We start from the raw sequence: 23,831 nt of genomic DNA, 5'->3' as shown, positions 1-23,831 counted from the left end.
CCTCGACCAGGGGCGGCGGGGGCGGCGGGGCGGGGGCGCGGGGGCGCGGGAGGCTAGGAGCCGGCGGGGGGCCAGATGCCGTCGCATCCGGCTTGGTTGCAGGCGAAGCGCCACTCGTCGCCGTCAGCCACGACATCCATTTGGATGAGACAGCGCGGGCAGTTGGGCGGGCCGAGCATGAGCTCACCGTCATAGGCCAGCTCCGCCTCGGTATAGGGCGGGCCGTAGTACAACAATGCACAGCCAAGGTTGACACAGCCGTAATCGTAGGAGTCACCGTGCCAAGACACCTGCATCGCGGTGCCACACTCGGGGCAGAGACGCGGCTGGGCCACGTCTTTCTTTTGAAAAACCCACGCGACGTTATCGTTCATATCGTCCATGGGGTGAGACTAGTCCCGCGTTCGGTCACTTTGAGAGATTTTGGCGATCTGTGGAGAAGTCGATGCGGCGGGTGCCGGATCAGCCGTTCGGCCGGGCCTCGGAACGCATCACGGCCAGCAGGGACTCCACGTGCGACGTGTGCGGCTCGTTCCAGGTGGCCCAGGTGCTGATGGCGAGGTCGAAGCTCGGATCGCGTTCGGCACGCACCGGAATCCAGACCCAATCGGGCAGATGACGGGCGGCCGACGACTGGGTGAGGAGCACGGCATCCACTTTGGCGGTGAGCGCGATGAGCCCGCTGTGCTCGCTGAAGCGGCGAAACACCCACTGCATGGTGACCCCGGCGGCCGTCGCCGCGGCGCGCAACCGAATCTCCTGCGTTGCGATCTCGCCGACCGCGTGCGCCATCACCGAGAGGCCGTCGAGTTGCGCGAAGCCGACCTGCGGGAGATGCGCCAGGGGCGAGTCCGCCGTGACGGCGACGCCGATCTCCTGTTTCATGAGCAGCAGTGATCCGCCGGCTTCGGGCGCCTCGCGGTGAATGAGCGCCACGTCGACGAGTTTGCTCTGCAGCATCTGCCACTGCTCATCGGTCGTGGCCTCGTGCAGCGTGAGCGCGATCGTGGGAACGTGACCGTCGACCGCGCGCAACAGACCCAGAAACCAGTCGTAGGGCAGCCCTTGCGGCACACCGACGTGCAACATCACCCGATTCTGCGCGGCGGTGCGCAGGACCTCGGGAATGCGCTCGACCTGCGCAAAGACGGTCTCACAGTGCGCAAACAACCCAGCGCCAGCGGCCGTGAGGGTGACGCCGCGCGGGGTGCGGTCGAACAATACGTAGCCGAGCGAGCGTTCCAGATCTTTGATCTGGCGGCTCAGGGCCGGCTGGGTGATGTTCAGCGCGAGCGCAGCCTGGCTGACCGAGCGCAAAGACGCGACCTTCGAGAAGTATCTGAGGTGACGAAGTTCCATAACCTCAGGGTATCGCACCGGTGCCTGATAGGCATTTTACGTATAGCTGCGGATCGAGCACACTCGTTCTGACGGCAACTTCCGTCACAACGATGTGAATCTGAAAGCGCTGGTGTATTCGTAATGGCTGAAACCGAATTCGATGTGGTTGTCATCGGCGGCGGCTCCGCGGGGATCGCCGCGGCCATCGGTGCGGCACGCGCCGGGGCATCCGTTTGCCTGGTCGAAAAGTATGGATTTCTCGGTGGCGCCGCAACCACGAGCTCGGTATTGACCCTGTGCGGATTCTTCGACCAGAACAAAAACCCGGTGGTGGCCGGTGTCGGCCAGCAGGTGCTCGACCAGCTGCGTAACCGCGACATTTACCAGACCCAGACGGTGCCGGAGACAGGCAACACGATTGTGCTGCTCGATCTGGAGACCACCAAGAGCGTCTACGACGATCTCATCACGGCCGCCGGCGTGCACCTGCTGCTGCACAGCCAGCTCATTTCGGCCACCCTGGTCGACGGAAAGATCACGGCCGTCGACGTCGTGCACCGCGGCGGCATTGAAACCATCCGAGCGCGCGCGTTCGTGGATTGCAGCGGCGACGGCGCCCTCATCGACGCAGCCGGTGCCGGCGCGATCGTGTCGGCACCCGACGAACGGCAGGCCAGCACGCTGGTGATGCGGGTCGGTTCCGTGAGCGAAGACGCCGATCTCTCGATGGCCGGCATGACGCGGGCAGTGGATGCCTACCGTCCCCGCTCTGAGATGGCCCTGGTGCGCTCGAACGGAATCGCCGTGCGCATGCCACTCTCACGCGAGGTGATGCTGCTCATCGCCGATCATCACGGCGATGCCCTCGACGTGCTCGACCACACCGCCGCCGAGGTGCACTCCCGACGCCTCAGCTGGCAGTACCTCGCGGCCTTTCAGCAGTCCCTGGCCGGCTGGGAGAACAGTTTTCTCGCGTCCACCGGTCCGCAACTGGGCATTCGTGAGACCCGCCGACTGCGCGGTCGCCAGACGGTGACCACCGACGACGTGTCGAACGGACACAAAGACGCCAGCGACGCGATCGCCCGCGGAGGATGGCCGATGGAGGATCACGTCGTCGTCGGCACCACCGAATACGGCGGAATCGCCGACAAGGGCTGGTACCACGTGCCCTACGGCGCGATCTGCTCCGACAGCACCGACAACCTGTGGGCCGGCGGACGCCTGACCTGCAGTGACAACCGCGCCTACGCCTCACTCCGCGTGATGGGCACGTCCTTCGCCACGGGGCATGCCTGCGGCGTCGCCGCCGCGGTCTACGCCGCAGGCGGCACCCACGACTACGCCCGCGTGCGCGCGTTGCTGGAGAACCAGGGAGCATTGATCTGATGACCGTTTACCGCATCGCCCTCACGGGGGCCGCCGGATCGCTCGCGGCCGATATCATTCCGGGCCTACTGGCGCGCGGCCACACCATCGTGGGCATCGACCAGCGTGCACCGCGCGACACGTTCGGCTGCGAGTTCGTGAGCTGCCCGGTGAACGACCGGGCCGCGCTGCTGGAAGCGATGCGCGAATGCGACGCGGTCATTCACCTGGCCGGGATTCCGTTGGAGGCCGACTGGGCCGACATCCTGCACGCGAACATCGACGGCACCGAGGCGGTGCTGCACACAGCGGAGCAACTCGGGATTCAGCGGGTGGTGCTGGCCAGCAGCATCCATGCCACCGGATACGTGTCGGTGCCGACCGACGGCACACTCGTGCCCGACGACGTGCGCGTGCGCCCGAACACCTTCTACGGCGTCTCGAAGGCGGCGGTTGAAGCGCTCGGCAGCCTCTACCACGACCGGTTCGGGCTCGACGTGATCTGCCTGCGGATCGCGTCACGCTTCGCCGAGCCGACCGGCGAACGCACGCTGAGCACCTGGCTCTCCCCCGCCGATGCCGTGCGCCTGTTCGACGCCTGTCTGCAGACGAGTCACCCGGGCTTTCGCACAATCTGGGGCGTTTCGGCCAACACCCGGGGATATCTCTCGGCGGAGGGCGGCGCTGCCATAGGCTTTAGAGCCGAGGACGATGCAGAACGTTTCGCCGAAGCGATGTTTACGGCCGGTGACACTGACCCGTCACTCTTGGCTTCCGACTGGGACCGTGCCTACATCGGCGGCGTGTTCAGCTCGAGCCACCCTCCGCTTTTCACCGGCTAGCGCCGCGCCCGCATCGAGATCATCAATACAGACAGGACCTGCAATGACTGACATACCGGGCAATGACGCCTTCATCGTGCGACACCTCTCGAAGGTGTTTGGCGGATCGGGCCAAGTTCACGCCCTCAGCGATATCAATCTCAATCTGAAAAAGGGCTCGTTCACCTGCATCGTCGGGCCGAGCGGATGCGGCAAGTCCACCCTGTTGCGCATTCTGGGTGAACTCGAGACGGCGACCTCCGGCACCGTGCAGGTCAACTTCGAGAAGACCCGCGTGCCCCGCTCAGCGTTCGTGTTTCAGGACCACGGCGTGTTTCCGTGGTTCAACGTGCTGGAAAACGTGGCATTCGGCCAGAAGATGGCTTCGGTGCCGAAGAAGGAACGCGAGAGCGAAGCCCGAAACTGGATCGCCGAAGTGGGTCTGACCGGATTCGAAGACGCGTACCCGCACCAGCTGTCGGGCGGGATGCGGCAGCGCATCGCCATCGCCCGCGCCTTCGCCACCGGCTCGCCGTCGCTGCTCATGGACGAACCGCTCGGTGCCCTCGACGCCCAGACCCGCATTCTCATGCAGGAACAGCTGGTGCGTCTGTGGGAGGTGGAACGCAAAACGGTGGTGCTCGTCACCCACTCGATTGAGGAAGCCCTGCTGCTCGGCGACCAGATCGTCGTAATGTCGGCCCGGCCGGGCCGCGTGAAAGAGATCATCGACGTGCCGTTCGGTCGACCGCGCAGCGTCGCCATGGAAGCTACCCCGGAGTTTGCCCGCATGAAACAAGATATTTGGGAATCGCTGCGCGATGAGGTTCAAGCCTCGATGAGCTTCAAATGACCGTCACCGAGAACGCCGCCAAGAACGCCACGCAACGCGCCACCGAACTGGACCACGCGATTGATCAGGAATTCAAACGGGAACAACGCTTGCGCGCCCGCGACGTTGGCCTGGCCATTCTCACCCCGATCGTGCTGCTCGCGCTCTGGGAACTCGCCGCAGACACCGGAGTGCTCGACGCACGCCTGTTCAGCCCGCCCAGCGCCATCGCCGTACGTGGCGCTGAAATGGTGGCCGACGGTTCGCTCGCCGTGCACATCTGGGCCACGGTCGGTCGTCTGGTCTTCGGCTTCATCGCCGGCTCGATTCTCGGCGTGTTCGCCGGTCTGATCATGGGCGTCGTGCGGCCGATTCGCGCCGCGCTAAGCCCCACCTTCACGGCGCTGTACGCGCTGCCGAAGATCGCCATCCTGCCGTTGTTGCTGCTCATCTTCGGCCTCACCGAGACCCCGAAGATTCTCGCCGTGGCTATCTCGGTCTTCTTCGTGGTGCAGATCAATACCCTGGCCGGCATCATGCAGATCGACTCCCGCATTCTGGAATCGGCCCGCGCTTACAAGGCCACCGGCATCCGCTTGTTTATCGACGTACTGCTGCCGGCCGCCGCGCCGTCGATCATGACCGGGCTGCGCGTTGCCGCCGGCATGTCGGTGATCGTCGTCACCGCGGTGGAGTTCGTGGCCTCGAACAACGGTCTTGGCTACCTCATTTGGAACTCCTGGCAGCTGTTTCAGCCGGCCACGATGTTCGTCGGCCTGATCGTCGTCTCGGTGATCGGCGCGCTCGTCACCGGGCTCATTATCGTGCTGGAACGAGTGCTCCTGCCCTGGCGCAACTCGAACAGCCCCAAGAAAAAGGAATCGAAGAAATGAAAAAACTGAGAATCGTCGCAGCAATGTCGCTCGTCGGCCTGGCGTTGTCGGGGTGTGCCGCAACGGATGCCCCCGAAACGTCGGAGGGATTGCAGACGGTGAACGTGGGGCACGTGCAGCTGGCGATCTTCTCCCCGCTGTATGTCGCCGACGCCAAGGGCTACTTCGCGGATGAGGGAATCCAGATCAAGCTTGAAGCCATCAAATCCGGCCAGGATGCCATTCCGCTCGCCGCGAGCGGCAAGCTCGACGTAGTGGTGGCCGGCTTCTCGGCCGGAATGTTCAGCGCGGTCGAAACGGGCCTCGACGTGAAGGTCGTCGGCTCGATGGGCGTCTCCGCCGGAGACGAAGAAGAACCGCCCTCGGCGCTCATCGCGTCGAAGAAGCTCGTTGATGACGGCACGATCAGCACCGTTGCCGACCTGAAGGGGCGCAAAGTTGCCGTAGCGGGAGGCGCCGGCGGAACCGGAGCGTTCTACGTGGGCATGGCGCTCGAAGAAGCCGGCCTGTCGATCACCGACGTGGAACTGGTCACCCTCGGCAACCCGGACATGCCCACGGCCGTGGCCAACGGCAGCGTGGACGCCGCGTTCGCCTCGGCACCGTTCTGGAACATGCCCGTTGACGACGGTACGGCCGTGAACCTGTGGAGCACACCGGCCGGAACCTCCGGCACCGGAGTGATCTACGGCGGCGACTTCGCGTCGTCGGATCTGGCCCAGAAGTTCTTCACGGCCCTGGCGCACGGTGCCCAGGACCTGCAGGGTGACGACCGCTACACCGACGAGAACCTCGGCATCATTGCCGCCGCCACCGGCCAGACGGCCGAACAGGTCGCTGCTGTGCCGCTGTACCGTTGGCTGCCCGACCTCGCACCGCTGCCCGCGCAGCTCGCGTCGATGGAGCGGATGTGGATGGAACTGGGCTCGATCATCTACACCGACCCGATTCCCGAAGCCGATTACGTGGACGCCACGTTCTCGCAGAACTCCTAACCGATGCCCCCCGTCGCTCTGATCACCGGAGCTGCCGGGGGGCTGGGCTCGGCCATTGCGGGCGAGCTCGCCTCCCGCGGATGGTCGCTGGTGCTGACCGATCGCCCCGGCGTTGACCTGAACGGGCTCGTCGCTGAGCTCTCCCGTGACCACCACCCCGGTGTGTTCTCGGCGATCAGCGCTGACCTCGCTGACCCCGAGCAGCTCACTGAACTCGTGCACGCGGCGGGACACCTGGACTGCCTGGTCAACAATGCCGCGCTGCCCTCCTCAGCCCGGCTCGTCGACGTGACCGTTTTGGAATGGGATCAGGTTCTCGCCATCAACCTGCGGGCACCGATGCTGTTGATTCAAGCGGTGGCCCGGGTCTTCGCGGCTCAGGGCACCGGCGGTTCAATCGTGAACGTGGCCTCCCGGGTCTGGGCTACGGGCGGGCCGGCCGCCTACGTGGCGGCGAAGGCCGGACTCGTGGGGCTCACCCACGCGGCCGCGTTTGAATTCGGCCCGCTTGGTGTGCGGGTGAACGCCGTCGCACCGAGCGCGGTCGAGACCGCGTTCACGACCGGCTCCCGTTCGGCCGCCGCGCTGGCCGATTTTCAGGGGCGGCAAGCGGCCCTGTCTGCGCTCGGCCGGGCACCCGACGTGCGCGAAATCGCCACCAGCGTGGCCTTTCTCGCCGGAAGCGACTCGTCGTTCATCACCGGTGAGGTGCTGCACGTGTGCGGCGGGCTGCAACTGCCCCCGATGCCATGAAGTTCAGCGTCTACACGCTGTCGCTGCCCACCCACACGCCGGCCGCGGGCGCTCAGCTCGTGAGCCGGCTCGGGTTCGGCGCCATCGAGTGGCGCTATGCGCCGCTCAGCACGGGAACGGTGTCGTTCACCGGCAACAACCGCTGCACCATCGACCCGGCACACGACACGCCCGCCACGGTGCGCGCGCTCGGTGCCGCGTCGAGCCTGGAAACCGTGGGGCTCGCGCCGTATCTGGAGGTGGGCGATATCGACGGCTTCGAACGCGTCGCCCGATTCGCCGCGGAGGCCGGGGTGAGCGGGATTCGGCTGCGTTCGCCCTCGGTCGATGACCGCGGTTTCGCCACGCTGTTCGCCGAGGGGCGCGCGTACTTCGAGCAGGTGGAGCGGGTGAGCCTGCGCTACGGCGTGCGCGGGCTGCTCGAAATGCACCAGCGCAGCCTGTGCGCGAGCGCCACGATGGCCGAGCGGCTCGTGCACGGCCTCGACCCCGCGGCCATCGGTGTGATCTACGACGTGGGCAACCTGGTGGTCGAGGGATATGAGGATCCGCGAGTGGGGCTGGGGGTTCTGGGGCCCTATCTTGCACACGTGCACCTGAAGAATGCCGCGTGGCGATCCGTTGCAGGTGAGTGGGAGTATTACTGGGCGCCGCTGGATGCGGGGATGCTGGACATCCGCTCTTTTCTGCAGCTGTTGGAGACGACCGGCTATGCCGGGTGGGTCTCGCTGGAGGATCTCAGCACCGACCGCCCGTGCGACGAGACGCTCGCGCACAACGCCCGGCTGCTGCGCGAGTGGGGTTTTCTGGCGGCCGCGAACTAGAGCCAGGTCTGGCCGGCGTCGGTGGAACGCACGGTGGCGTCGCCGATCCAGAGCCAGAGGGTGTCGTCGGCGACCGCTACGGCAACGTTGCCGGCCAGGGTGGCGGGCGCTTCGGCGGTGTCGTAGCATCCGGTGGTCGTGGCGGTCAGATCACCGGTGTCGGTCGCTGCGCTGAGGTCGATGACGCTCAGGCCGAGGCAGCTGGTATCGGTATCAGCGCCGGCGATCGGCTGGGCGTCGGCGGCTCCGGCGGCCAGGGCCAGGTAGCCGTCGGGGGTTACCGTGAGGGTGAGTGCGCCGGGAACGGCGAGCGGTGCTGACCAGGTGGCGGCGGCATCCGTTGTGGCGAAGACGTTCGCGTCGGCGCACAGCACGGCGGCTTCATCGCCAGAGCCCGGCGCGAGGGCGACGACGGCGTCGCACGGAGCCGGCTGCAAGCCGTTGGGACCGTGTACCTCGGCGCGATTGGCGGGGTCGACGTACCAGGCGGTGTCGGCCGCGTCCTTCAGCGAGGAGTAGTTGTCGCCGCCGACGAAGGTGCGCACGACCTGGGCGGAACAGTCACTCTGGGCGAATCCCACGAACTCGGCGACCGAGCCGTTGCTCGCGCTGATGCTCTGTAGCGCGGTGACCTCGGTGGGCCGGTTGGCGTCGGTCGACGTCCAGGTGGCGCCGGCATCGGTGCTCACCTCGGGCGCGGCGAGCGGGTCGGGGCAGATGCCGCTGACCGCACGCCAGGCAACCGTTGCCGATACGGCGGCGAGGATGCGCGTGGCCGGCACGGGGCTCACGACGACGGCCGCCGCCGCTGAGGCTGTGGGGCTGGGCGTCGGGGTGGCCGCAAGGGTCGCGACCGTTGTGGCGGCGGGCAGGCTGTTGTCGGCCCGGGACGACGTGAGGGCGGTGGAGACGAGGTAGACGTCGACCAGCAGAAACAATCCGACGGCGATGAACACCCACAGTCGGTTTCGCGAGGCGTCGCGCGGGGTCGAACGGTGAAAACGGCGCATATCAGTGCTGACCCAGCACGGGGGCCAGCGCCGCCGCGATCGAGGTGACCGAGTCGTCGATGATCGCCGCGACGCGCGTATAGACGGCCGCCGACTGCCGGTACGGGTCGTCGATATCGTCCAGGGCGGGCGGGGTCGGCGAGGGGTGCAGGCCGCGCGTGGCCGCGATCGAGGCGATGAAGTCTGCGAAAGCGGATGCCGGCGGCTGCGCTGGTGCCGGCGCATCCGCTCTCGGGGCCCACCTTGTGCTACCGGGCCCATGATCTATCGTGGGCCCGGTTTCCGGGCCCGGGCCCGGTGACTGAGCAAGGGCGGGGGGCGCGGCCAGGAGACGTGCGAACTGGTTGAGGGTGAAGGTGTAGCGGGTGGCTTTGGGCAGCAGGGTGACGACCTCACGGCGGTGGTCCCGCGTGGCGGTGAGCACCAGGTCGGCGTCGCGAACCAGGCCCTCGGTGAGCTGCCGGGCCGCATGTTCGGTGGAGGGTGCGCCATGCTGCAGCGAGAGCGCGGCGGCCTCGGCCGTCATCGCGCTGGCCACCATGGCCCGGGTTCCGGCGCTGGACACCTCAGCCCGCACACCGAGCGCCTCCATACGGGCTCGCAGCAGCTGCTCGGCGAGGGGCGACCGGCAGATGTTGCCGGTGCAAACCAGGAGAATGCGGGGAACGCTCATGCTTGGGCTCTCGATCGTCGGGAGTAGGACGGGGCGACGATCGCAGGTTCAGGCTGGACGTCACCGTAGGTCTGACCATAACCGTACTGCCCGTAGTGACCGTAGCCGTAGGCGTCTGGCCCCTTGGTCTGCAGCATGGTCAGGACGAGCCCGCTGATGGGCGCACCGACGCTCTGCAACGCTGCGAGGGCGCCCTTGAGCTGGTTCTTCTGGGTGCGACCGGCGGCGACGATGAGGATGGCGCCGCCCACGCTCTTGGCGAGGATGGCGGCATCCGTCACGGGCAGCAACGGGGGCGAGTCGAAGATGACGACATCGAAGGTGCGGTTGAACTCCGCAATGAGTGTGGCCATGCTCGTGGAACCGAGCAGCTCGCTCGGGTTGGGCGGAATGTGGCCGGCCGGCAGCACGAACAGCTGCCCGCGGCCCCACGGCTGAATGACGTCGGCCAGCTCGGCCCGCCCGATCAGAACGTCGGTGAGGCCGACAGCGCCCTCGATGCTCATGTATTCGGCGATCTTCGGGCGACGCAGATCGGCGTCCACGAGCAGCACGCGGGCGCCGGCGTCAGCCAGGGCAATGGCCAGGTTGGCGCTCGTGGTGCTTTTGCCCTCGCTGCCAATGGAGGAGGTCACGACGAACGAACGGTCAGCGCGGCCCAAATCGAGGTACTGCAGGTTGGTGCGCAGCGTGCGAAAGGACTCGGCGCGCGGGCTGCGCGGGTCAGCGTGCACGATCAGCGGGCGATCGGGGGCTTTCGGGTCGAACACGATGCCGCCGATGACGGGCAGCTCGGTGACCTGTTCCACATCGCGCTGGCTGCGAATGCGGGTGTCGAGCGTTTCGCGCAGCACGGCCAGGCCAACTCCGAGGGCGAGCCCCACGAGTGCGCCGAGCGCGATATTCAGCGGCACGTTCGGGCTCACCGGCGTGGTCGGCACTGTAGCCACCTGCACCCGGGTGAGCTTGACCGGCGCGGTCGCACCGGCATCGTTGGTCTGCTCGATCTGCTGCACCGTCTCGGTGAGGCTCTGCGACACAGCATTGGCGATATCGGCCGCGCGAACCGGGTCGGCGTCGGTCACCGTGATATCGATGATCGAGGTGTCGAGCGGGGCCGAGACCGCGATGCTCTTCGCCAGGTCCGCCGCCGACACGTCAAGCTGCAGGCTCGCAATGACCGGCAGCAGCACGAGCGGTGTGGGCGCCAGTTCGGAATAGGTCTTCACCCGAGCCACCGTGAAGCTATTGCCCTGCACCAGGTCCGAGGTGGTGCCGCTGGATTGTGTCGACACGAAAACTTTGGACATGGCACTAAACGTGGGCGTCTTTACAATCGAGAAAACGGATGCTGCGGCGACAGCCACGAGCGTCAGCGCCACGATCAGAATCCAGCTCTTGCGCAGGATGCGAATGTAGTCGCGGAGTTCCACGTAGCGACCTTTCGTTGCAGTACAGAAGTGCTCTCAGGAGTTTCCCACAGATCGGCCGGCACCGGGCCGCTCGTCTGCCCCGTAATCAGGGGGTTCGGATTGTTCTCTCGGCGACTTAGGCGTTCGTGGTGCGGGTCGACCGGCGGCGTGCGAACACGAGCATCGCCCCCAGCAGGAGCGCCGCCGCGGCGGAGTAGAGCACGAACGTCGGCACGCCAAAGCCGGCAGACGGCAAGGTCGCCGAGCCGTCGGCGGAAACGACTGTGATGGTGACAGTGCCCACGCTCTGCGAGCTCAGGCCCGTGGCGGTGAGCGTATAGGAGCCGGTGGCATCCGTTGGCAGCACCACCGTGAGGTTGAGCGCACCGACGTTGGTCGCCGACCGCACGGCGTCAACAGTGGCCGCCCGTACAGCACCGAACGTCACCTCGCCCTCGCCGGTGACGGCCACCGAAACGCGCTCGGAGTTTTCGAAGGCACCGTCGGCGAACGCAACACTGACCTTGCCGCCGGCCTGCTGATCGCCACTGACCGAGATGAGGTCTGCGGCCACATAGCCGGCAGCATGCGCGGCCATCGGCACGGCGAGCAGGATGCCGAGAGCGATCGTGAGTGTGGCGAGAATTTTCTTGAGCAAAGTGTGGTTCCCCCGAGGTGACGCAGAATTAGCTCGCCGAGGCGAGCCCTAACAACTGAAGTCTAGTTGGGTGGCCGGGTGCAGGGCGATGAGCGGGGTGCTGCGCAGTTCGAGGTCGCCATTGAAGGGCCCGGCACCGAGCCAGTTGAAGCGCAGCACGGTGCTGTCGCCGGGCGCCAGTTCGATGCCGATGGTGCTCACCGGGTAGGTGGCATCGGTCGCCGGATGATACGGCACCGTGGCACCATCGCGGGTGACTCCGAGATCTTGCAGCTCGGGAGTGCCATAGGCCGACAGCAGGGTTTTCACGCTGCCGAGCGGTACCCCGAAGGCTTGGCCGCCGGTGACGTAGGCGGGCAGGCTCGTGGCGGCATCCGCTGGGGCGGTATTGGTGAGGGTGACCTCGAGCGAATACTGCGGGCGCCGGTCTTTGCGGCAGGTCTGCTGGCCGAGAGCGGTCTGCACGTCGAGGTACAGGTCCATTTTCGCGCCGGTGCCGTCGTTGAAGTACAGGCCGAAGCGGTTGGTGGAGCTGTCGCTGACCGGGCGGGCCCCGGCGAGGGTGGTGTCTTCGAGAACGGCCTGCTCGGTTTCGTTGACGTTCCAGACCAAAACCCGGTTTTCGGCGCCGGCCCGGGCCAGGGCGGAGATGAGCTTGGTCGGGTCGGCTTGTCCGCCCTTGACTCTGTCGAACACGGCAGCTGCTGCCGCGGCGAAGAAGGCGTCCTGCTGCGCCGGCACCTCGTAGCGCGCGTAGACCTCACTCAGCAGCAGTTGCACGGCGTTGTCGGCGGTGAGCTCGTCACCGGTGGCCAGGGTGATCGGGCCGGTCGCCTCCAGCAGGTAGCTCAGCGCGACCGGATCGACCGACAGCACGCCGTCGACCTCGACCCCGAATTCGAGTCGCCACATCTCGCGGGCCAGAGCACCGCTCTGGGCGAAATCGGGTGCCATGGTGACGTTTTGAATGAACTGCCCGGTGTTGTCGCCGAAAATGCTGCGAATGTCATCGCCGAGCGGCAGCACCGGAGCCGGGTACTGCGGAAACGAGCTCGACGTGGCCTGCTGGGTGAGTTCGATGCTGCCGGCGTCGGTGTGCAGCAGGGCCAGGGCTCCGGGGATGCCACCGGTGGAGCGCAGTTCGGCCGGATTCTGAAAGAGCAGCAGGTAATCGCGGGGTGAGTCGGCGCCGAGCATGGCCGGCAGCACGGTGACCGCGCGGTTCATGCCGTCGAGAGTGAGGGCAGTGTCAACGGTGACGGTTTGCAGCTGGGTGACGGCGCTGCGCACGACCTCGAGCACGTCGGCGGTTTGAATGGCCGTGACCGCTGTGGCGGCCCGCGACAGCGCCGCAGTGGCCGCGGCGACCGGCGGCTGCGCGTCGAGAAGGGGTTGCAGCGCGATCTTGCCGTCGACCGGTTTGAAATCAGTCAGGTCGAGCGTGCCGGCGAGCTCGGCGAGCGGGGTGACGGCGTTCGCGGCCACGTCATCGACCACCGCGGCCAGCTCACGCACGGCCTGCAGGTTCGGTCCCAGAAAGGGCAGCAGCTCGAAGGTTCGCCACACCGGGTCGCTGGTGCGCGATCGAGCCGTCTGGGCGTAGTCGGCGAGTTTGCCGGCGGTCGTTGCCGCGCCCGCGGAGTCGCCGGCCACGATCTGCTCCTTGATGGTGCCGGCGAGCGGCACCGCGCTCTGCAGGGCGTCTTTGGCCTGCAGGCCGCGCACCCCCACCCAGGCCGTTGCGGCGATCACGACGACCAGCACACCCAGCACGACCAGGCCGATGATTCTGCGCGAGCGCTTCGGCCGTGCGGCGTGCGAGTGTGAAGTTGACATTGCCCTATTCAAGCAGAGCGCCGCAACGGGTCAGGACTTCGCGCGCGAGCCGCGGACGCGGTCCGCAACACCGGCGGGGACGATGCCCGGAACAGTCACGTCGCCGTAACCGTAGCCGTACCCGTAGTGTCCGTAACCGTAGGCGTCGGGGCCCTTGGTCGGCAGCATGGTGAGCACAAGGCCGGAGACCGGCGCCCCCACGTTGTCGAGCGCCGCGATCGCGCCCTTCAGCTGGTTCTTGTGCGTGCGACCGGCGGCCACCACGATGAGGGCACCGCCCACGCTCTTGGCGAGAATGGCGGCATCCGTTACCGGCAGCAGCGGGGGCGAGTCGAAGATGACCACGTCGAACGCCCGGTTGAATTCGGCAATGAGCTGGGTCATGCGCGTGGAGCCGAGTAGTTCGCTCGGGTTCGGCGGCACGTGCCCGGCCGGCAGCACGAACAGCTGGGCCTTGCCCCATGGCTGAATCACGTCGGCCAGATCGGCCCGACCCACGAGCACGTCGGTGAGGCCGACCGAACCCTCGAGGTCCATGTAATCGGCGATCTTGGGGCGGCGCAGGTCGGCGTCGACGAGCAACACGCGCGACCCGGCATCGGCCAGCGCAATGGCCAGGTTGGCACCGGTCGTGCTCTTGCCCTCGCTTTCAATCGACGAGGTAATCACGAAGGAACGATCGGTGCGGCCCACGTCGAGGTATTGCAGGTTGGTGCGCAGGGTGCGAAACGACTCCGCGCGGGGGCTGCGCGGGTCGACGTGCACGATCAACGGCCGGTCTTTGGCCTTCGGGTCGAACACGATGCCGCCCAGAATCGGCAGGTCGGTGAGCTGTTCCACATCGCGGGTATTGCGGATGCGCGTTTCGAGCGTTTCGCGCAGCACGGCGATGCCCACGCCGAGGGCCAGCCCCACGAGGGCGCCGAGGGCGATGTTGAGCGGCACGTTCGGGCTCACCGGTACGGTCGGCACGGTGGCCTCCTGTGCACGGGTGAGTTTGACCGGCGAGGCGGCATCGACGGAGACCGGAGTTTCAATGTCTTCGACGATCAGCGTGAGGCTGGCCGAGATGGCGTTGGCCGTGTCGGCGGCGCGCACGGGATCGGTATCGGTCACGGTGATGTCGATGATCGAGGTGTCAAGCGGGGCGGAGGCGGCAACCCGGGCGGCGAGTTCATCGGCCGTGATGCCGAGGTTGAGGGTGGCCACGACCGGCAGCAGAACGATGGGGGTGGTCACGAGGGCTGAATAGGTCTTTACCCGGGCTACCGAGAAACTGTTGCCCTGGGCCAGATCAGAGGTGGAGCCACTGGACTGCGTCGAGACGAACACCTTGGAGGTGGCGCTGTACTGCGGCGTTTGCACGATGGAATAAGCGGACGCTGCACCCACGGCCACGAGGGTGCAGAGCACAATGAGCACCCAGCTCTTGCGCAGAATGCGAATGTAGTCGCGAAGTTCCATTCGACGGCGTTCCCCTCAGATGTTGAACGGGAATGCATTCGATGCGCAGCGCGTGTAGCACCGCACGATCGTGCGGTTCCCCTCGTCTGAGGGTATCGAACTTTGGTCGCCGGGTCTGACCGAGTGTGGGTAGTTGGCTAGTTTATTCCTATGGGTATATCAACGGAGGCGACCGGAACGGTTGAGGTTCGGCCGCTGGTCGCGGGGTCGGCGCTGGCGCCCGCCGCCGTCGGCATGAGCGTGGCGATGGTGCTCATCGTTGTGGTGGGATCGGCCGGTTTCAACGACCAACGGCTGGCCCTGCTGCTCGGCTATCTCTGCGTGTGGGTGCCCCTCGTCGCCGCCGTCGTGGTGGCGGGCGGGAGGCCGGGTGCGGCCTTCTGGGTGCGCGGCCTGCGGCTCACCCTGCGGCCGATCGATCTGATCTGGGGGCTCGGCGTGGGGCTGCTGGCGCGTACCGTGGCGAGCCTGATTGAAATCTGGGGCTACGGCGGGGTCGGTTCGACCGGAGTGCAACTCGGCGAGACCGTCTATGACGCCTGGTGGGTGTTCGGAACACTGCTCGCACCGGTGCTGCTCGCGCCCGTCATTGAAGAAGTGTTCTTTCGCGGTCTCGTGCTGCGCGCGGTGCACGGCCAAACGATGGCCCACCGTGCGACGTGGGCGGCCGCACCGATTGCCGTGGGCGTGAGCGGGCTGACCTTTGCACTGTTGCACCTCATGGCCCTCAGCCTCAGCAACACCACGACGGTTCTTGTGGTGGGGAGCGCGACCCTGGTCGTGGGACTGGCCACGGCCTGGCTGGCACTGGCCACCGGGCGCATCGGCGGGGCGATCATTGCGCACGTCACGTTCAACGCGCTGGTCATCCTGCCCGCATTTGTCTAGCCAGGTGAGCCATTGTCATTTGTGCCCTCATTTGGGGCGGCCGTCGGGTGGGTGGCTTCTCCAGCGGGTGAGTAGGCTCGGCGCATCAGCACTTACCCGCTGACAAACCAGCGAGAATCACGCGAGGCTTTCCGCGAGTCGGCTCGACCGCTCGCCTGTGCGCCGTGCGAACGAAGAGGCGACATAATGGGCAAGTTAACCTACGATTCCTACCTCACGGCCGACTTCGATGATCGCCTTTTGGCGCACATTCAACTCGTCGTCGGTGCCAAGCTTCGCCGCGGCGAATCGTTCTACTTTTCCTGGCGGGACGACGCACTCACGGGCGGTGGCCGCAGCACGGTGTGGATTCACCCGGGCATTTCTTTGTCGTATAAGTATTTCGGCAGCAAGGTACCCACGCTCAATCGGGAGTGGATCGAAGCATTGTCGCTCTCGGCCAACTCTGCGTCCGGGCTGCAGGTCATATTCGAGCCGCCGCCGAACTCTCTGTAGCCACTGCCGGCCGCTGCGCTCTTGTGCGCCCGCCACCCTCCGGGTACACAAAACGCCCCGACACCGGAGGCAGTCGGGGCGTTTGCGCGAGCGGCCAGGGGCTACTCGGGAAAGCTAGTTACGCAGCAGCGTGCTGGCGGCGAACTGAGATGCGCACGAGCAGCAGGGCCACGCCGAGCACGAGTACGCCAGCGGCACCCCAGATGACGAGCACCGGAGCGTTGTAGCCGGTGGTTGCGAGGCCGTTGTCCACGGCGATGGGGGCACCGGCATCCGCTGCGACGACGGTCAGAACAGCGGTTCCGACCGTGCCGGAGGTTCCGGTTCCGGTCACGGTGTAGGCGCCCGTGGCGTCGGTCGGTACGGTGACCACAACGGAGACCGCACCCGCGGCGGTGGCCGTCTTGGTGACGGTGTTGGAGACGGCGGCCTTGACGACGCTCAGCGTGGCAGCGGGCGTTCCTTCAGCGGAGAAAGTGACCGCTTCGCCGGCGCCGAATGCTGTTGCAGCGAAGGCAACGGTGACGGCCTCGCCGGGAGCTGGTGTGGAGTCGGAGACAGTGGTCAGGGTGTCGGCGACATAGTCGACGGCGTTGGCGGCCGGTGCGAAGGCGAAAACTGCGATGACGGCGAGTGCGGCGGTGGCCAAGCTTTTCTTGAACATAGTGAGGGTCCCCCTGGTACTAGATGGTTGCTGCGCGAAGTCGGCGCGTCCCGGCACATCGTCATGAAATACCTAGGTGACACCCACGCTAGCGCGCGGACGGGGCAATACATAGATGGTTTTGCCCGCAACTCCCGCAAACCGCCGCGATGCCCCTCGAACTGGGGGTGGCTGCTGTAGACCACGAGTCTAAATTTCGCGCACGGTGCCGTCGCGGGCAATGAGCAGCAACCGACTCACCGTGGCGAGATTCTCCGTCGTCTCCACGATGATCGTGGCGAATTCCGGTCGCCCCGGCGGCTGCACCCGCACGGTGAGCCGCCCGTTCGACAGCCGGTCGAGCTCGCCGCCCACAATCTCTGCTGTCACCGTGACGGATGCCGGCCGCCGGTCGCCGCTGTCGTCGAGCAACACAACCTGAACGCCACGCGCTCGCGCCGCCCGGGCCGCGCCGATCACGGGTTCGACAAACAGGCAGCGTGCCCGGATGGCATCGCGCAGGCTCGCTTCGACCAGCAAAAACTCGGCGCGTTGACCGTGCGATACCGCGTCGGTACTGGTGAGCAGTTCGAGGGAGGGGCGCACCATGGCCGTCAACCGCTGCAGTTGCACCCGCCGCTCGGTGGCGGTCGCATCGGTGCCGGCCGCAGACTTCGCGCGCTGGGCCTGGTCACGCTGCAGGTCGACGAGGTTGCGGGATGAGTGTCGCAGGGCCACCACGAAGAGTGTGCCCACGAGCAAGGTGCCCGCGTGCGGACTCACGAGGATAACGCCGTCACCGATGTTGAGTCCGGTATGCACGGCGAAACCGATGGTACTGAGGGCCATCACGGCGTACCCCGCCCATGCCCACCCGGCGCGACCGCGGGCCACCAGCACCAGGAGCACCAGGGTAATTCCGCCCAGGTGCCAGTGCGCGAACGGCCCCACATTTCCGCTGGGAATGTGAAAGTACATGAGACCGGCGGCGACCGTGCACAGTGAAAGAACCGTCACGGTGCGAGCGAGGGGTATCGGATCGGCGGCATAACCGGTGACCAAAATCGCAGCGATCGAGAGCGCCAGAAAGGCGAACAGGCCCAGCGGCAACAGCGTAATGCGATCGGAATTGGCGGCGAAAAGAACCGCGTGCACGAGGATGAAGAGCACAACCACGCTCCGCGCCAGGGGCACCGACAGACCGAGCGACGCGGAGAACGACTGCGGGCCGGGCTCGGCCCCGGGTATGCGGGCGAGCAGGGTTGTCTCCGCGTTGACGACCGCGGGCTCGTTGCCCGCCGCCGTAACCGGTCGTGTCCAGAACAGGTCAACCGACGCTCCGTGCCCGGGCCGGCTGGTGATAACGGCGTTCCCACCTGCCACGCGGTGCATGCGACCAACGATGCTTTCGGCGATTCCCAGTCGGTGCTCGGGCACCGTGGCCGGGTTGAAGCCCACTCCGTCATCGGTGATAGCGAGGTGAATCGTGCCCTGGTCGGCGCTGAGGGTGACCCGGCGATTCACCTCATGAGCATGGCCGATCCCGCCCGAGGCCACCGAATTGCGCAGGGCCTCCCCCGCTGCACCCAGCAGCGCCAACATGACCGGGGCCGGGATCGACCGCAGTTCATTGCGCAGAATGGTGAAGTGCACCTGCACCGCGATGCGTTCACACTGCTGCTGCAGTCGACTGGCGAAATCTGCCCCGGTCGCGGCGAACGGTCGGGACTGCTCGCCGACAGCGTCGAGTTGGTCGATCGTGGAGCGCGCCTGTCGGGCAATGACGATGGGCGAGGCCCGGTTCAGGCCCGCCATCAGCAGCGTAGAGAGCACGCTGTCGTGCACGAGGGCGTTGATGGTGCGTCGTTCCGCGCCACGAGCGCTGCGCGCGGCCTGCTCGGATTCAGCGGCCCGCCGAATGTACTCCTCCCGATCTACCCGGGCGGCGCTGCGCCGAATCGTGAGGGTCAGCCCCACCAGAACGCTGGACAGCAAGAGCATGTACAGCCCCGCCTGAAGCCCGACGAGTGCCGCGTCGGGCTCGGTCGACGCGGCGGCGCGAATCAGCCCGCTCGCGACGGAAGCCAGAACGGCGTAGCTGCGCGCGGTCCAGGGTCGCGCGATGATGGCGATCGTGACGGTCGGTATTCCGGCGAGCGTGAGCACCCAGGGGCTATCGTCACCGACCGGCAGCGGCTGGAACCGCATGAACAACCACCAGCTGAGAATAAAAAGAAAGACGCCGCCCTCGGTGATGGCGATGCGCCGCAGAACGCGCAGCGAGAGAACATGAGACAGAAATCCGAGGACCGCCGGCAACCCCACGAGCGCGAGCCAGACGAAGGAGGCGCCGACCGGGAATGGCGACGAGCGCTGGCGCAGGAACGCGTCCAGGGAGAGCACACCAAAGATCAGGGCGGTGGCACCGACCCCGAGATAGAGGGTGCGGGTGAGGCGTTCGGTCGCTGACACGTTGTCGCGCACGTCGCTGGCGGCGGCATGCACCTGGCTCGGGGCATCCGTTTGGGTCGTGAGCATCAGCTACGGCCGGGAACGGGCAGGATGCCGTCTTCCAGGGCGCGCTTGTACAGGTCGATTTTGGTGCTGGCGGGCCGACCGACGCGCTCATATTTGGAGCGTACGCGGCGGATATAGTCGATGACCGTGGCCTCGGAGAGCGCGGTGCGGGAGGCCACGAGGGGCGCTTTCGCTCCGGCCGCGTAGAGCGAGAGCACCTCGCGCTCCCGCGGGCTGAGTCCGGCATCGGCGAGGTCGGGGTCGCCGTCGAGGGCAGCGGCCCAGTCGGTGGAGGCGATGACCTCACCGCGGGCAGCCCGGGTGATGGCGTCGAGCAGCACGGCGGTCGGCTCGGACTTGCGCACAACTCCGAGCACACCGGCGCGGGCCGCCGCACGCATCAGCTGGGCATCGTCACCGCCGGTGAAGGCGAGCACGGCCGCACCGCGTGCGCGTAGGCGGTCGACGTTGCTCGTGACCGTGGACGCATCGGAGAGACGCAGATCGAGGATGACCAGGTCGATGCGCTCGCCGTGCGGCGTGCACTCCAGCAATTCGGTGACCGTGGCGACCGTGGCCGCGACTTCGATCTCCGGAATGGTGGAGAACAATTCGGCGAAGCCGCGCGCGACGATCTCATGATCGTCAATGAGGGCCACGCGAAAGTGATACATGGGTTTTACCCTAATGTCACACGGGAACGGAGGGACGCTTACTCCCCCGCATTGGGGTGGAATGTTATTTTCCATCGTAGCGCCGAACAAACGACGCGGCGGTTTTACCCGGTTGTGGGTCGACTGCGGTTGTTGAGCACGCCGTGGCTCTCCTCGAGGTAGCAGCTGCCGCAGAGCGACTCGTAGGTCACCTCGGCGCCGTCGATGGCTACCTGGTCGCCATCGAAGACGTAGTCGCCGTCGATCTTGCGCCCGTTGAAAACGGCCTTGCGCCCGCACCGACAGATGGTTTTGAGTTCTTCGAGGCTGTGCGCCACCTCGAGCAGGCGGCGACTTCCGGGAAAAGCCACGGTCTGAAAGTCGGTGCGGATACCGTAGGCCAGCACGGGCACGTTCTCCAGGATGGCGATGCGCAGTAGGTCATCCACCTGGGTTTCGGTGAGAAACTGGGCCTCATCGAGCAACAGGGCGCTCACGTCCTGGCCGAACCGGTGCAGCACTCGAAGGCGGTGCTGCTGAAACAGGGCGAAGGCATCCGTTTGCGGGGTAAGCAAGAAATCGACGGCCCGGGCCACGCCGAGACGGGAGAGGATGCCGCGGTCGCCCTTGGTATCAACGGCCGGCTTGGCGAGCAGCACGTGATGCCCGCGCTCCTCATAGTTGTATGCCGCCTGCAACATCGACGTGCTTTTGCCGCTGTTCATGGCGCCGTATCGAAAGTACAGTTTCGCCATTATGCGCCTTTGGTTCTGGGGGCCACAGCCTGACCACGTTCAGCGTCAAATTCTAGCGTGAGCAGCGGATGCCGGCTCGTCACGCGCACCCCGGTGAACACGGCCCGCAGCACGCTGAGGTAGGGGCGCAGGGCACGGCGCCGCTGAAACGGCGGGAGGGAGATGCCCGCCTGAATGGTGATGGTGTCGACGGCGCGCGGCGAGACGGCGCGCGGATCGCTGCTGCTGCGAGTGGGGCGCGGCGCGGTGGCCGCCTCCACCTGAGCCTGCGCGCGGGCCTGCGCCCGAGCGAGGGCCGCGGCCTGGGCCTCGGCGGCGGTGACGATGGCGAGGGTCGTGGTGTCGGTGGCCGGCATGGGCCGGGCGCCGCGCTGCCCGAACGCCTGAGTGATCTGGTCGGTGTCGGCCGGTGCCGCACCGGATCCGTCGATCTGCACGACGAGGCTCGTAGGGTCGAAGCCCTTGAGGGTGCAGAGGGCCACGATCAGGGCGCCGACGGCGGCCCGCTGGTCGGAGTCGAATCCGGTCGCGCGGCGTTCGGGGTCGGCGATGACGCAGAGCGGCGTGAGGCCACGCGCGGTGAGGCTGGCCCGCTCGCGGTCGATGAGGTCGTCGAGCCAGGTGTGGTCGACCTCGGCCACGAGCACCCGGCGCACCTGAAACGCGAGGGAGCGGGCGCGTTTCACGTCGGCGGCGGTCAGCGATCCCCGCTGAAGGACGTCGGCCAGAAAGGGCAGCACATCGGCACCGAGGTTGGTCAGCCGATTGTCCACCACGGATTGCGCGAGGAGGCCGCGACTGGCTTCGGTGCGCGTGCGGATGGCGCGGCGGGCATCCGTTTGCCAGCGGTGAATGGAGTTGACGACCTGGCGCGAGTAAGCGGCACCGGCCAGGGTAGGCGCCAGCACCTGCGTCATGGCGATGATCGCGAACAGCACGGGCGGCGTCTGGATGCCGAGGAACGGCGATTGGGCGACGGCCGTGACGCCGACCACCAGGGCGGCTGAGACGCCGAGCACGAGGATCTCTTTCCACGGCCGAAACGGTGCCAGTGCCAGAAGCAACAGCCCCAGGCCCATCGGCGCGAAGTCGTCTTGAATCATGCCGTTGAACTGCCAGGTGCTCGCCGCGGCGAACAGGTGCGCAATAATGCCGAGGCCCACGATGACCATGGCCCGGGCGCGGGTGAAGGGTGCCAGATCGGGCCGAGCCGACCAGACCAGCACGGCGGCGGCAATCATGAGCGCGGCGACGGCCGCAGCGGCGAGCTCGATGATCGCGATCTCGTGCGGCCGGGAGACGGTAGCCACGATGGCGTAGGTCACGACAATGACGGCCACGACCGGGGCGAGCGGCCAGGCTGCGAGGCCACCGATCGGGTCGAGGCGCTGCTGCGAAGCGGATGCCGGCGCGCGCGGCCGCCGCGGAGTGGGGGTGGCGCGGGTCATCGGAACTTTCGATTCGGGCGACTCTGCGGGGCCTGGCGCGACGTGCGCACGGGGCGAGTGGGCACTTTCGGGGAGGGGTGCGTGGCAGCCGGCACGGTGAGCCGCACGCTCGCACCAGCGCCGGGACGACTCCAGATGACCACGGATCCGCCGAGTTGTTCGATGCGGCGCCGCACCGACTGCCGGAGACCCAGCCGGTCGGAGGCGGATTCCGACTCGGTGAAGCCACGCCCGGCATCCGTCACGAGAATCGACACGGTGGCGGCGTCGGATTCGATCGCGACCTCGGCCGAGGCGATCCCGGCGTGCAGGATGACGTTGACCAGACACTGTTGCACGGCCAGTCCAACGTCGCGGTCGCTGCCGGCATCGAGTCGGGTGAGGGCCTCGGTGTCACCGGTGACCGCGACGACGAGGCCGCGACCGCGACCGCGTTCGACGGCAGTGAACACGGCGCTCGATTGCCAGGCCTCGCTCGCGGGCGTGCCGGGGGTCGCGGTATTGGGGCTGGGTTCAAGGCTATCGGGCCGGCCGGCAGTGGCGCTTCGGGCATCGATGTCGGTGAGCCAGTTGGTGTTGTGCAGGGTGGTCAGGGTGTAGTTCAGGCTGGCGCGCAGCCCGGGCGACAGCTCGCCGGGTTCGGCGAGCGAGAGGGCGACCAACTGCGTGACGGTCGTGTCGTTGAGCAGCGCGATGGCGCGGGTGTCGAGAGCGTCGCGCAGCTGTCGGTTGGCGCCGTCTTGCACTGCGCGGTGCACGGCGGGCTGGGCGGCGTTGCTCGCGCGACGGTCGATGCCCGCGAGCACCATGACACCCACGAGCATGAGGAAGGTTGAGAGGGTGAACAGGTCGGGCCGGTACGGCACCGCCATGCCAAGAATCGCGAGCAGGGCGGCGGCCTCGGCCAGCAGGTAGGCCGCGGTGCTCCAGAGAACGCCGGCCAGGGCGGTGGATCCGGCGCCGCCGACCATGACGAGCGCCATCTTGGGCAGGGCGACGAGAAACATATTCGACGCGGGGAATACGTCGGGCACACCGAGCACGGTCGCGGTGAAGACGTACACACCGAGCGTTCCCACCACCAGATAAGCGACGGCGAACCCGATTCGGCGGTGCCGGGTGAAGAGAATGAGCAGGCTGGCCATGACGATCACCACGATGACCGTGACCCAGAGTTGGGGGCTGCGCGCCAAGGTCAGCACACTCACCGACACGACCGCGGCCGTCAGACAGGTGAGCGCAAACCAGTGCGCGGCCCGCGCGAGCGCGCGCGCGAGCGTCAGCTGGACCAGATGGCCGGGTAACCCTAGAGACATTTTTCCCCCTGATCCAGTATGCCACCGGGGTGCGGGCGGCGGTGCGCGGGGCGGGACGGCTGGGTGCGCGGGGGTGCGCGGGGCGGGACGGCTGGGTGCGCGGGGTGCGCGGGCGGCGGTGCGCGACGCGGCCGGGCCGGGCGCGGCGGGGCGGGGCGGGGCGGCTGGGTGCGGCTGGGTGCGGCTGGGTGCGGCTGGGTGCGGCCGGGCCGGTCAGAACAGGGTGGGGGCTAGAT

The 23,831-nt window shown here is 67.1% G+C and carries 23 protein-coding genes; 9 read left to right on the top strand and 14 right to left on the bottom strand.

The window, feature by feature from the left end; all coding sequences use genetic code 11:
* Positions 1 to 53: 53 nt before the first annotated feature.
* Together QMK22_RS17320 and QMK22_RS17315 are read right to left on the bottom strand one after the other, a co-directional pair.
* Positions 54 to 383, bottom strand: coding sequence for a hypothetical protein (locus QMK22_RS17320; RefSeq protein ID WP_283498903.1), 330 nt, complete (start codon positions 381 to 383; stop codon positions 54 to 56).
* Positions 384 to 462: 79 nt separating this feature from the next.
* The gene (locus QMK22_RS17315) at positions 463 to 1,359 is read right to left on the bottom strand and encodes a LysR family transcriptional regulator (RefSeq protein ID WP_283498902.1); all 897 of its coding nucleotides are present in this window, start codon (positions 1,357 to 1,359) and stop codon (positions 463 to 465) included.
* A 123-nt stretch (positions 1,360 to 1,482) separates the two neighbouring features.
* Here QMK22_RS17315 and QMK22_RS17310 point away from each other — a divergent pair, with 123 nt between their 5' ends.
* Genes QMK22_RS17310 through QMK22_RS17280 form a run of 7 tightly spaced genes read left to right on the top strand, consistent with a single transcriptional unit; the run spans position 1,483 to position 7,827 of the window.
* Complete coding sequence (locus tag QMK22_RS17310) at positions 1,483 to 2,730, top strand: FAD-dependent oxidoreductase (RefSeq protein WP_283498901.1); 1,248 nt, start codon at positions 1,483 to 1,485, stop codon at positions 2,728 to 2,730.
* Complete coding sequence (locus QMK22_RS17305; protein WP_283498900.1) at positions 2,730 to 3,551, top strand: NAD-dependent epimerase/dehydratase family protein; 822 nt, start codon at positions 2,730 to 2,732, stop codon at positions 3,549 to 3,551. Before QMK22_RS17310 ends, QMK22_RS17305 begins: the two co-directional genes overlap by 1 nt.
* Before the next feature lie 43 nt (positions 3,552 to 3,594).
* Positions 3,595 to 4,383, top strand: coding sequence for an ABC transporter ATP-binding protein (locus QMK22_RS17300; RefSeq protein ID WP_283498899.1), 789 nt, complete (start codon positions 3,595 to 3,597; stop codon positions 4,381 to 4,383).
* Positions 4,380 to 5,255 carry an ABC transporter permease gene (locus tag QMK22_RS17295; RefSeq protein ID WP_283498898.1) on the top strand — a complete coding sequence of 292 codons (876 nt, stop codon included), beginning with the start codon at positions 4,380 to 4,382 and terminating at the stop codon, positions 5,253 to 5,255. The genes QMK22_RS17300 and QMK22_RS17295 overlap by 4 nt, the downstream gene beginning before the upstream one ends.
* Entirely contained in the window at positions 5,252 to 6,250 is a 999-nt protein-coding gene (locus tag QMK22_RS17290; protein ID WP_283498897.1) for an ABC transporter substrate-binding protein, read from the top strand. The genes QMK22_RS17295 and QMK22_RS17290 overlap by 4 nt, the downstream gene beginning before the upstream one ends.
* Positions 6,251 to 6,253: 3 nt before the next feature.
* Positions 6,254 to 7,003 carry an SDR family NAD(P)-dependent oxidoreductase gene (locus QMK22_RS17285; RefSeq protein WP_283498896.1) on the top strand — a complete coding sequence of 250 codons (750 nt, stop codon included), beginning with the start codon at positions 6,254 to 6,256 and terminating at the stop codon, positions 7,001 to 7,003.
* Positions 7,000 to 7,827, top strand: a complete 828-nt coding sequence (locus QMK22_RS17280) for a sugar phosphate isomerase/epimerase family protein (protein WP_283498895.1) — start codon at positions 7,000 to 7,002, stop codon at positions 7,825 to 7,827. The genes QMK22_RS17285 and QMK22_RS17280 overlap by 4 nt, the downstream gene beginning before the upstream one ends.
* Here the strand turns inward: QMK22_RS17280 and QMK22_RS17275 are convergent.
* From QMK22_RS17275 to QMK22_RS17250, 6 genes are all read right to left on the bottom strand, one after another.
* Complete coding sequence (locus QMK22_RS17275) at positions 7,824 to 8,837, bottom strand: hypothetical protein (protein WP_283498894.1); 1,014 nt, start codon at positions 8,835 to 8,837, stop codon at positions 7,824 to 7,826. The genes QMK22_RS17280 and QMK22_RS17275 overlap by 4 nt on opposite strands.
* 1 nt (position 8,838) lies before the next feature.
* On the bottom strand, positions 8,839 to 9,510 hold the full coding sequence (locus tag QMK22_RS17270; RefSeq protein ID WP_283498893.1) for an arsenate reductase/protein-tyrosine-phosphatase family protein: 672 nt from the start codon (positions 9,508 to 9,510) through the stop codon (positions 8,839 to 8,841).
* Positions 9,507 to 10,943: a tyrosine-protein kinase domain-containing protein gene (locus QMK22_RS17265; RefSeq protein ID WP_283498892.1), complete on the bottom strand. Its 1,437-nt coding sequence runs from the start codon at positions 10,941 to 10,943 to the stop codon at positions 9,507 to 9,509. Before QMK22_RS17265 ends, QMK22_RS17270 begins: the two co-directional genes overlap by 4 nt.
* A 115-nt stretch (positions 10,944 to 11,058) precedes the next feature.
* Entirely contained in the window at positions 11,059 to 11,580 is a 522-nt protein-coding gene (locus QMK22_RS17260; protein WP_283498891.1) for a hypothetical protein, read from the bottom strand.
* 48 nt (positions 11,581 to 11,628) lie between these two features.
* Positions 11,629 to 13,416 (bottom strand): DUF4012 domain-containing protein, encoded by a 1,788-nt coding sequence (locus QMK22_RS17255; RefSeq protein WP_283498890.1) that lies wholly within the window; start codon positions 13,414 to 13,416, stop codon positions 11,629 to 11,631.
* A 30-nt stretch (positions 13,417 to 13,446) separates the two neighbouring features.
* A complete protein-coding gene (locus QMK22_RS17250) occupies positions 13,447 to 14,880 on the bottom strand; it encodes a tyrosine-protein kinase domain-containing protein (RefSeq protein ID WP_283498889.1) in 1,434 nt (477 codons plus the stop codon).
* A 150-nt stretch (positions 14,881 to 15,030) separates the two neighbouring features.
* On the opposite strand from QMK22_RS17250, the gene QMK22_RS17245 reads away from it, so the two are divergent.
* On the top strand, positions 15,031 to 15,768 hold the full coding sequence (locus QMK22_RS17245; RefSeq protein WP_283498888.1) for a CPBP family glutamic-type intramembrane protease: 738 nt from the start codon (positions 15,031 to 15,033) through the stop codon (positions 15,766 to 15,768).
* Between the two features lie 186 nt (positions 15,769 to 15,954).
* On the top strand, positions 15,955 to 16,263 hold the full coding sequence (locus QMK22_RS17240) for a DUF7882 family protein (protein ID WP_283498887.1): 309 nt from the start codon (positions 15,955 to 15,957) through the stop codon (positions 16,261 to 16,263).
* Positions 16,264 to 16,381: 118 nt separating this feature from the next.
* Here the strand turns inward: QMK22_RS17240 and QMK22_RS17235 are convergent, their stop codons facing one another.
* The 6 genes from QMK22_RS17235 to QMK22_RS17210 form a co-directional block, all read right to left on the bottom strand.
* Entirely contained in the window at positions 16,382 to 16,927 is a 546-nt protein-coding gene (locus QMK22_RS17235) for a sortase (protein WP_283498886.1), read from the bottom strand.
* A gap of 189 nt (positions 16,928 to 17,116) precedes the next feature.
* Positions 17,117 to 19,444: a sensor histidine kinase gene (locus tag QMK22_RS17230; RefSeq protein ID WP_283498885.1), complete on the bottom strand. Its 2,328-nt coding sequence runs from the start codon at positions 19,442 to 19,444 to the stop codon at positions 17,117 to 17,119.
* Positions 19,444 to 20,097, bottom strand: coding sequence for a response regulator transcription factor (locus QMK22_RS17225; RefSeq protein WP_283498884.1), 654 nt, complete (start codon positions 20,095 to 20,097; stop codon positions 19,444 to 19,446). Before QMK22_RS17225 ends, QMK22_RS17230 begins: the two co-directional genes overlap by 1 nt.
* 104 nt (positions 20,098 to 20,201) lie before the next feature.
* A complete protein-coding gene (locus QMK22_RS17220; protein ID WP_283498883.1) occupies positions 20,202 to 20,831 on the bottom strand; it encodes a thymidine kinase in 630 nt (209 codons plus the stop codon).
* On the bottom strand, positions 20,831 to 22,279 hold the full coding sequence (locus QMK22_RS17215; RefSeq protein WP_283498882.1) for a hypothetical protein: 1,449 nt from the start codon (positions 22,277 to 22,279) through the stop codon (positions 20,831 to 20,833). Before QMK22_RS17215 ends, QMK22_RS17220 begins: the two co-directional genes overlap by 1 nt.
* Positions 22,276 to 23,595, bottom strand: a complete 1,320-nt coding sequence (locus tag QMK22_RS17210; RefSeq protein WP_283498881.1) for a sensor histidine kinase — start codon at positions 23,593 to 23,595, stop codon at positions 22,276 to 22,278. The genes QMK22_RS17215 and QMK22_RS17210 overlap by 4 nt, the downstream gene beginning before the upstream one ends.
* Positions 23,596 to 23,831 lie beyond the last annotated feature (236 nt).

Source organism: Cryobacterium sp. PH29-G1 (genome assembly GCF_030063365.1).
In the GTDB taxonomy this organism is placed as follows: Bacteria; Actinomycetota; Actinomycetes; order Actinomycetales; family Microbacteriaceae; genus Cryobacterium.
This window is presented reverse-complemented; position numbering and strand designations above follow the sequence as displayed.

What these genes read in the sequence shown, in the direction of transcription:
- QMK22_RS17320 (WP_283498903.1), bottom strand. Translation starts at nt 383, where the DNA reads ATGGACGATATGAACGATAACGTCGCGTGGGTTTTTCAAAAGAAAGAC.
- QMK22_RS17315 (WP_283498902.1), bottom strand. Translation starts at nt 1,359, where the DNA reads ATGGAACTTCGTCACCTCAGATACTTCTCGAAGGTCGCGTCTTTGCGC.
- QMK22_RS17310 (WP_283498901.1), top strand. Translation starts at nt 1,483, where the DNA reads ATGGCTGAAACCGAATTCGATGTGGTTGTCATCGGCGGCGGCTCCGCG.
- QMK22_RS17305 (WP_283498900.1), top strand. Translation starts at nt 2,730, where the DNA reads ATGACCGTTTACCGCATCGCCCTCACGGGGGCCGCCGGATCGCTCGCG.
- QMK22_RS17300 (WP_283498899.1), top strand. Translation starts at nt 3,595, where the DNA reads ATGACTGACATACCGGGCAATGACGCCTTCATCGTGCGACACCTCTCG.
- QMK22_RS17295 (WP_283498898.1), top strand. Translation starts at nt 4,380, where the DNA reads ATGACCGTCACCGAGAACGCCGCCAAGAACGCCACGCAACGCGCCACC.
- QMK22_RS17290 (WP_283498897.1), top strand. Translation starts at nt 5,252, where the DNA reads ATGAAAAAACTGAGAATCGTCGCAGCAATGTCGCTCGTCGGCCTGGCG.
- QMK22_RS17285 (WP_283498896.1), top strand. Translation starts at nt 6,254, where the DNA reads ATGCCCCCCGTCGCTCTGATCACCGGAGCTGCCGGGGGGCTGGGCTCG.
- QMK22_RS17280 (WP_283498895.1), top strand. Translation starts at nt 7,000, where the DNA reads ATGAAGTTCAGCGTCTACACGCTGTCGCTGCCCACCCACACGCCGGCC.
- QMK22_RS17275 (WP_283498894.1), bottom strand. Translation starts at nt 8,837, where the DNA reads ATGCGCCGTTTTCACCGTTCGACCCCGCGCGACGCCTCGCGAAACCGA.
- QMK22_RS17270 (WP_283498893.1), bottom strand. Translation starts at nt 9,510, where the DNA reads ATGAGCGTTCCCCGCATTCTCCTGGTTTGCACCGGCAACATCTGCCGG.
- QMK22_RS17255 (WP_283498890.1), bottom strand. Translation starts at nt 13,416, where the DNA reads ATGTCAACTTCACACTCGCACGCCGCACGGCCGAAGCGCTCGCGCAGA.
- QMK22_RS17250 (WP_283498889.1), bottom strand. Translation starts at nt 14,880, where the DNA reads ATGGAACTTCGCGACTACATTCGCATTCTGCGCAAGAGCTGGGTGCTC.
- QMK22_RS17245 (WP_283498888.1), top strand. Translation starts at nt 15,031, where the DNA reads ATGGGTATATCAACGGAGGCGACCGGAACGGTTGAGGTTCGGCCGCTG.
- QMK22_RS17240 (WP_283498887.1), top strand. Translation starts at nt 15,955, where the DNA reads ATGGGCAAGTTAACCTACGATTCCTACCTCACGGCCGACTTCGATGAT.
- QMK22_RS17235 (WP_283498886.1), bottom strand. Translation starts at nt 16,927, where the DNA reads ATGTTCAAGAAAAGCTTGGCCACCGCCGCACTCGCCGTCATCGCAGTT.
- QMK22_RS17230 (WP_283498885.1), bottom strand. Translation starts at nt 19,444, where the DNA reads ATGCTCACGACCCAAACGGATGCCCCGAGCCAGGTGCATGCCGCCGCC.
- QMK22_RS17225 (WP_283498884.1), bottom strand. Translation starts at nt 20,097, where the DNA reads ATGTATCACTTTCGCGTGGCCCTCATTGACGATCATGAGATCGTCGCG.
- QMK22_RS17220 (WP_283498883.1), bottom strand. Translation starts at nt 20,831, where the DNA reads ATGGCGAAACTGTACTTTCGATACGGCGCCATGAACAGCGGCAAAAGC.
- QMK22_RS17215 (WP_283498882.1), bottom strand. Translation starts at nt 22,279, where the DNA reads ATGACCCGCGCCACCCCCACTCCGCGGCGGCCGCGCGCGCCGGCATCC.
- QMK22_RS17210 (WP_283498881.1), bottom strand. Translation starts at nt 23,595, where the DNA reads ATGTCTCTAGGGTTACCCGGCCATCTGGTCCAGCTGACGCTCGCGCGC.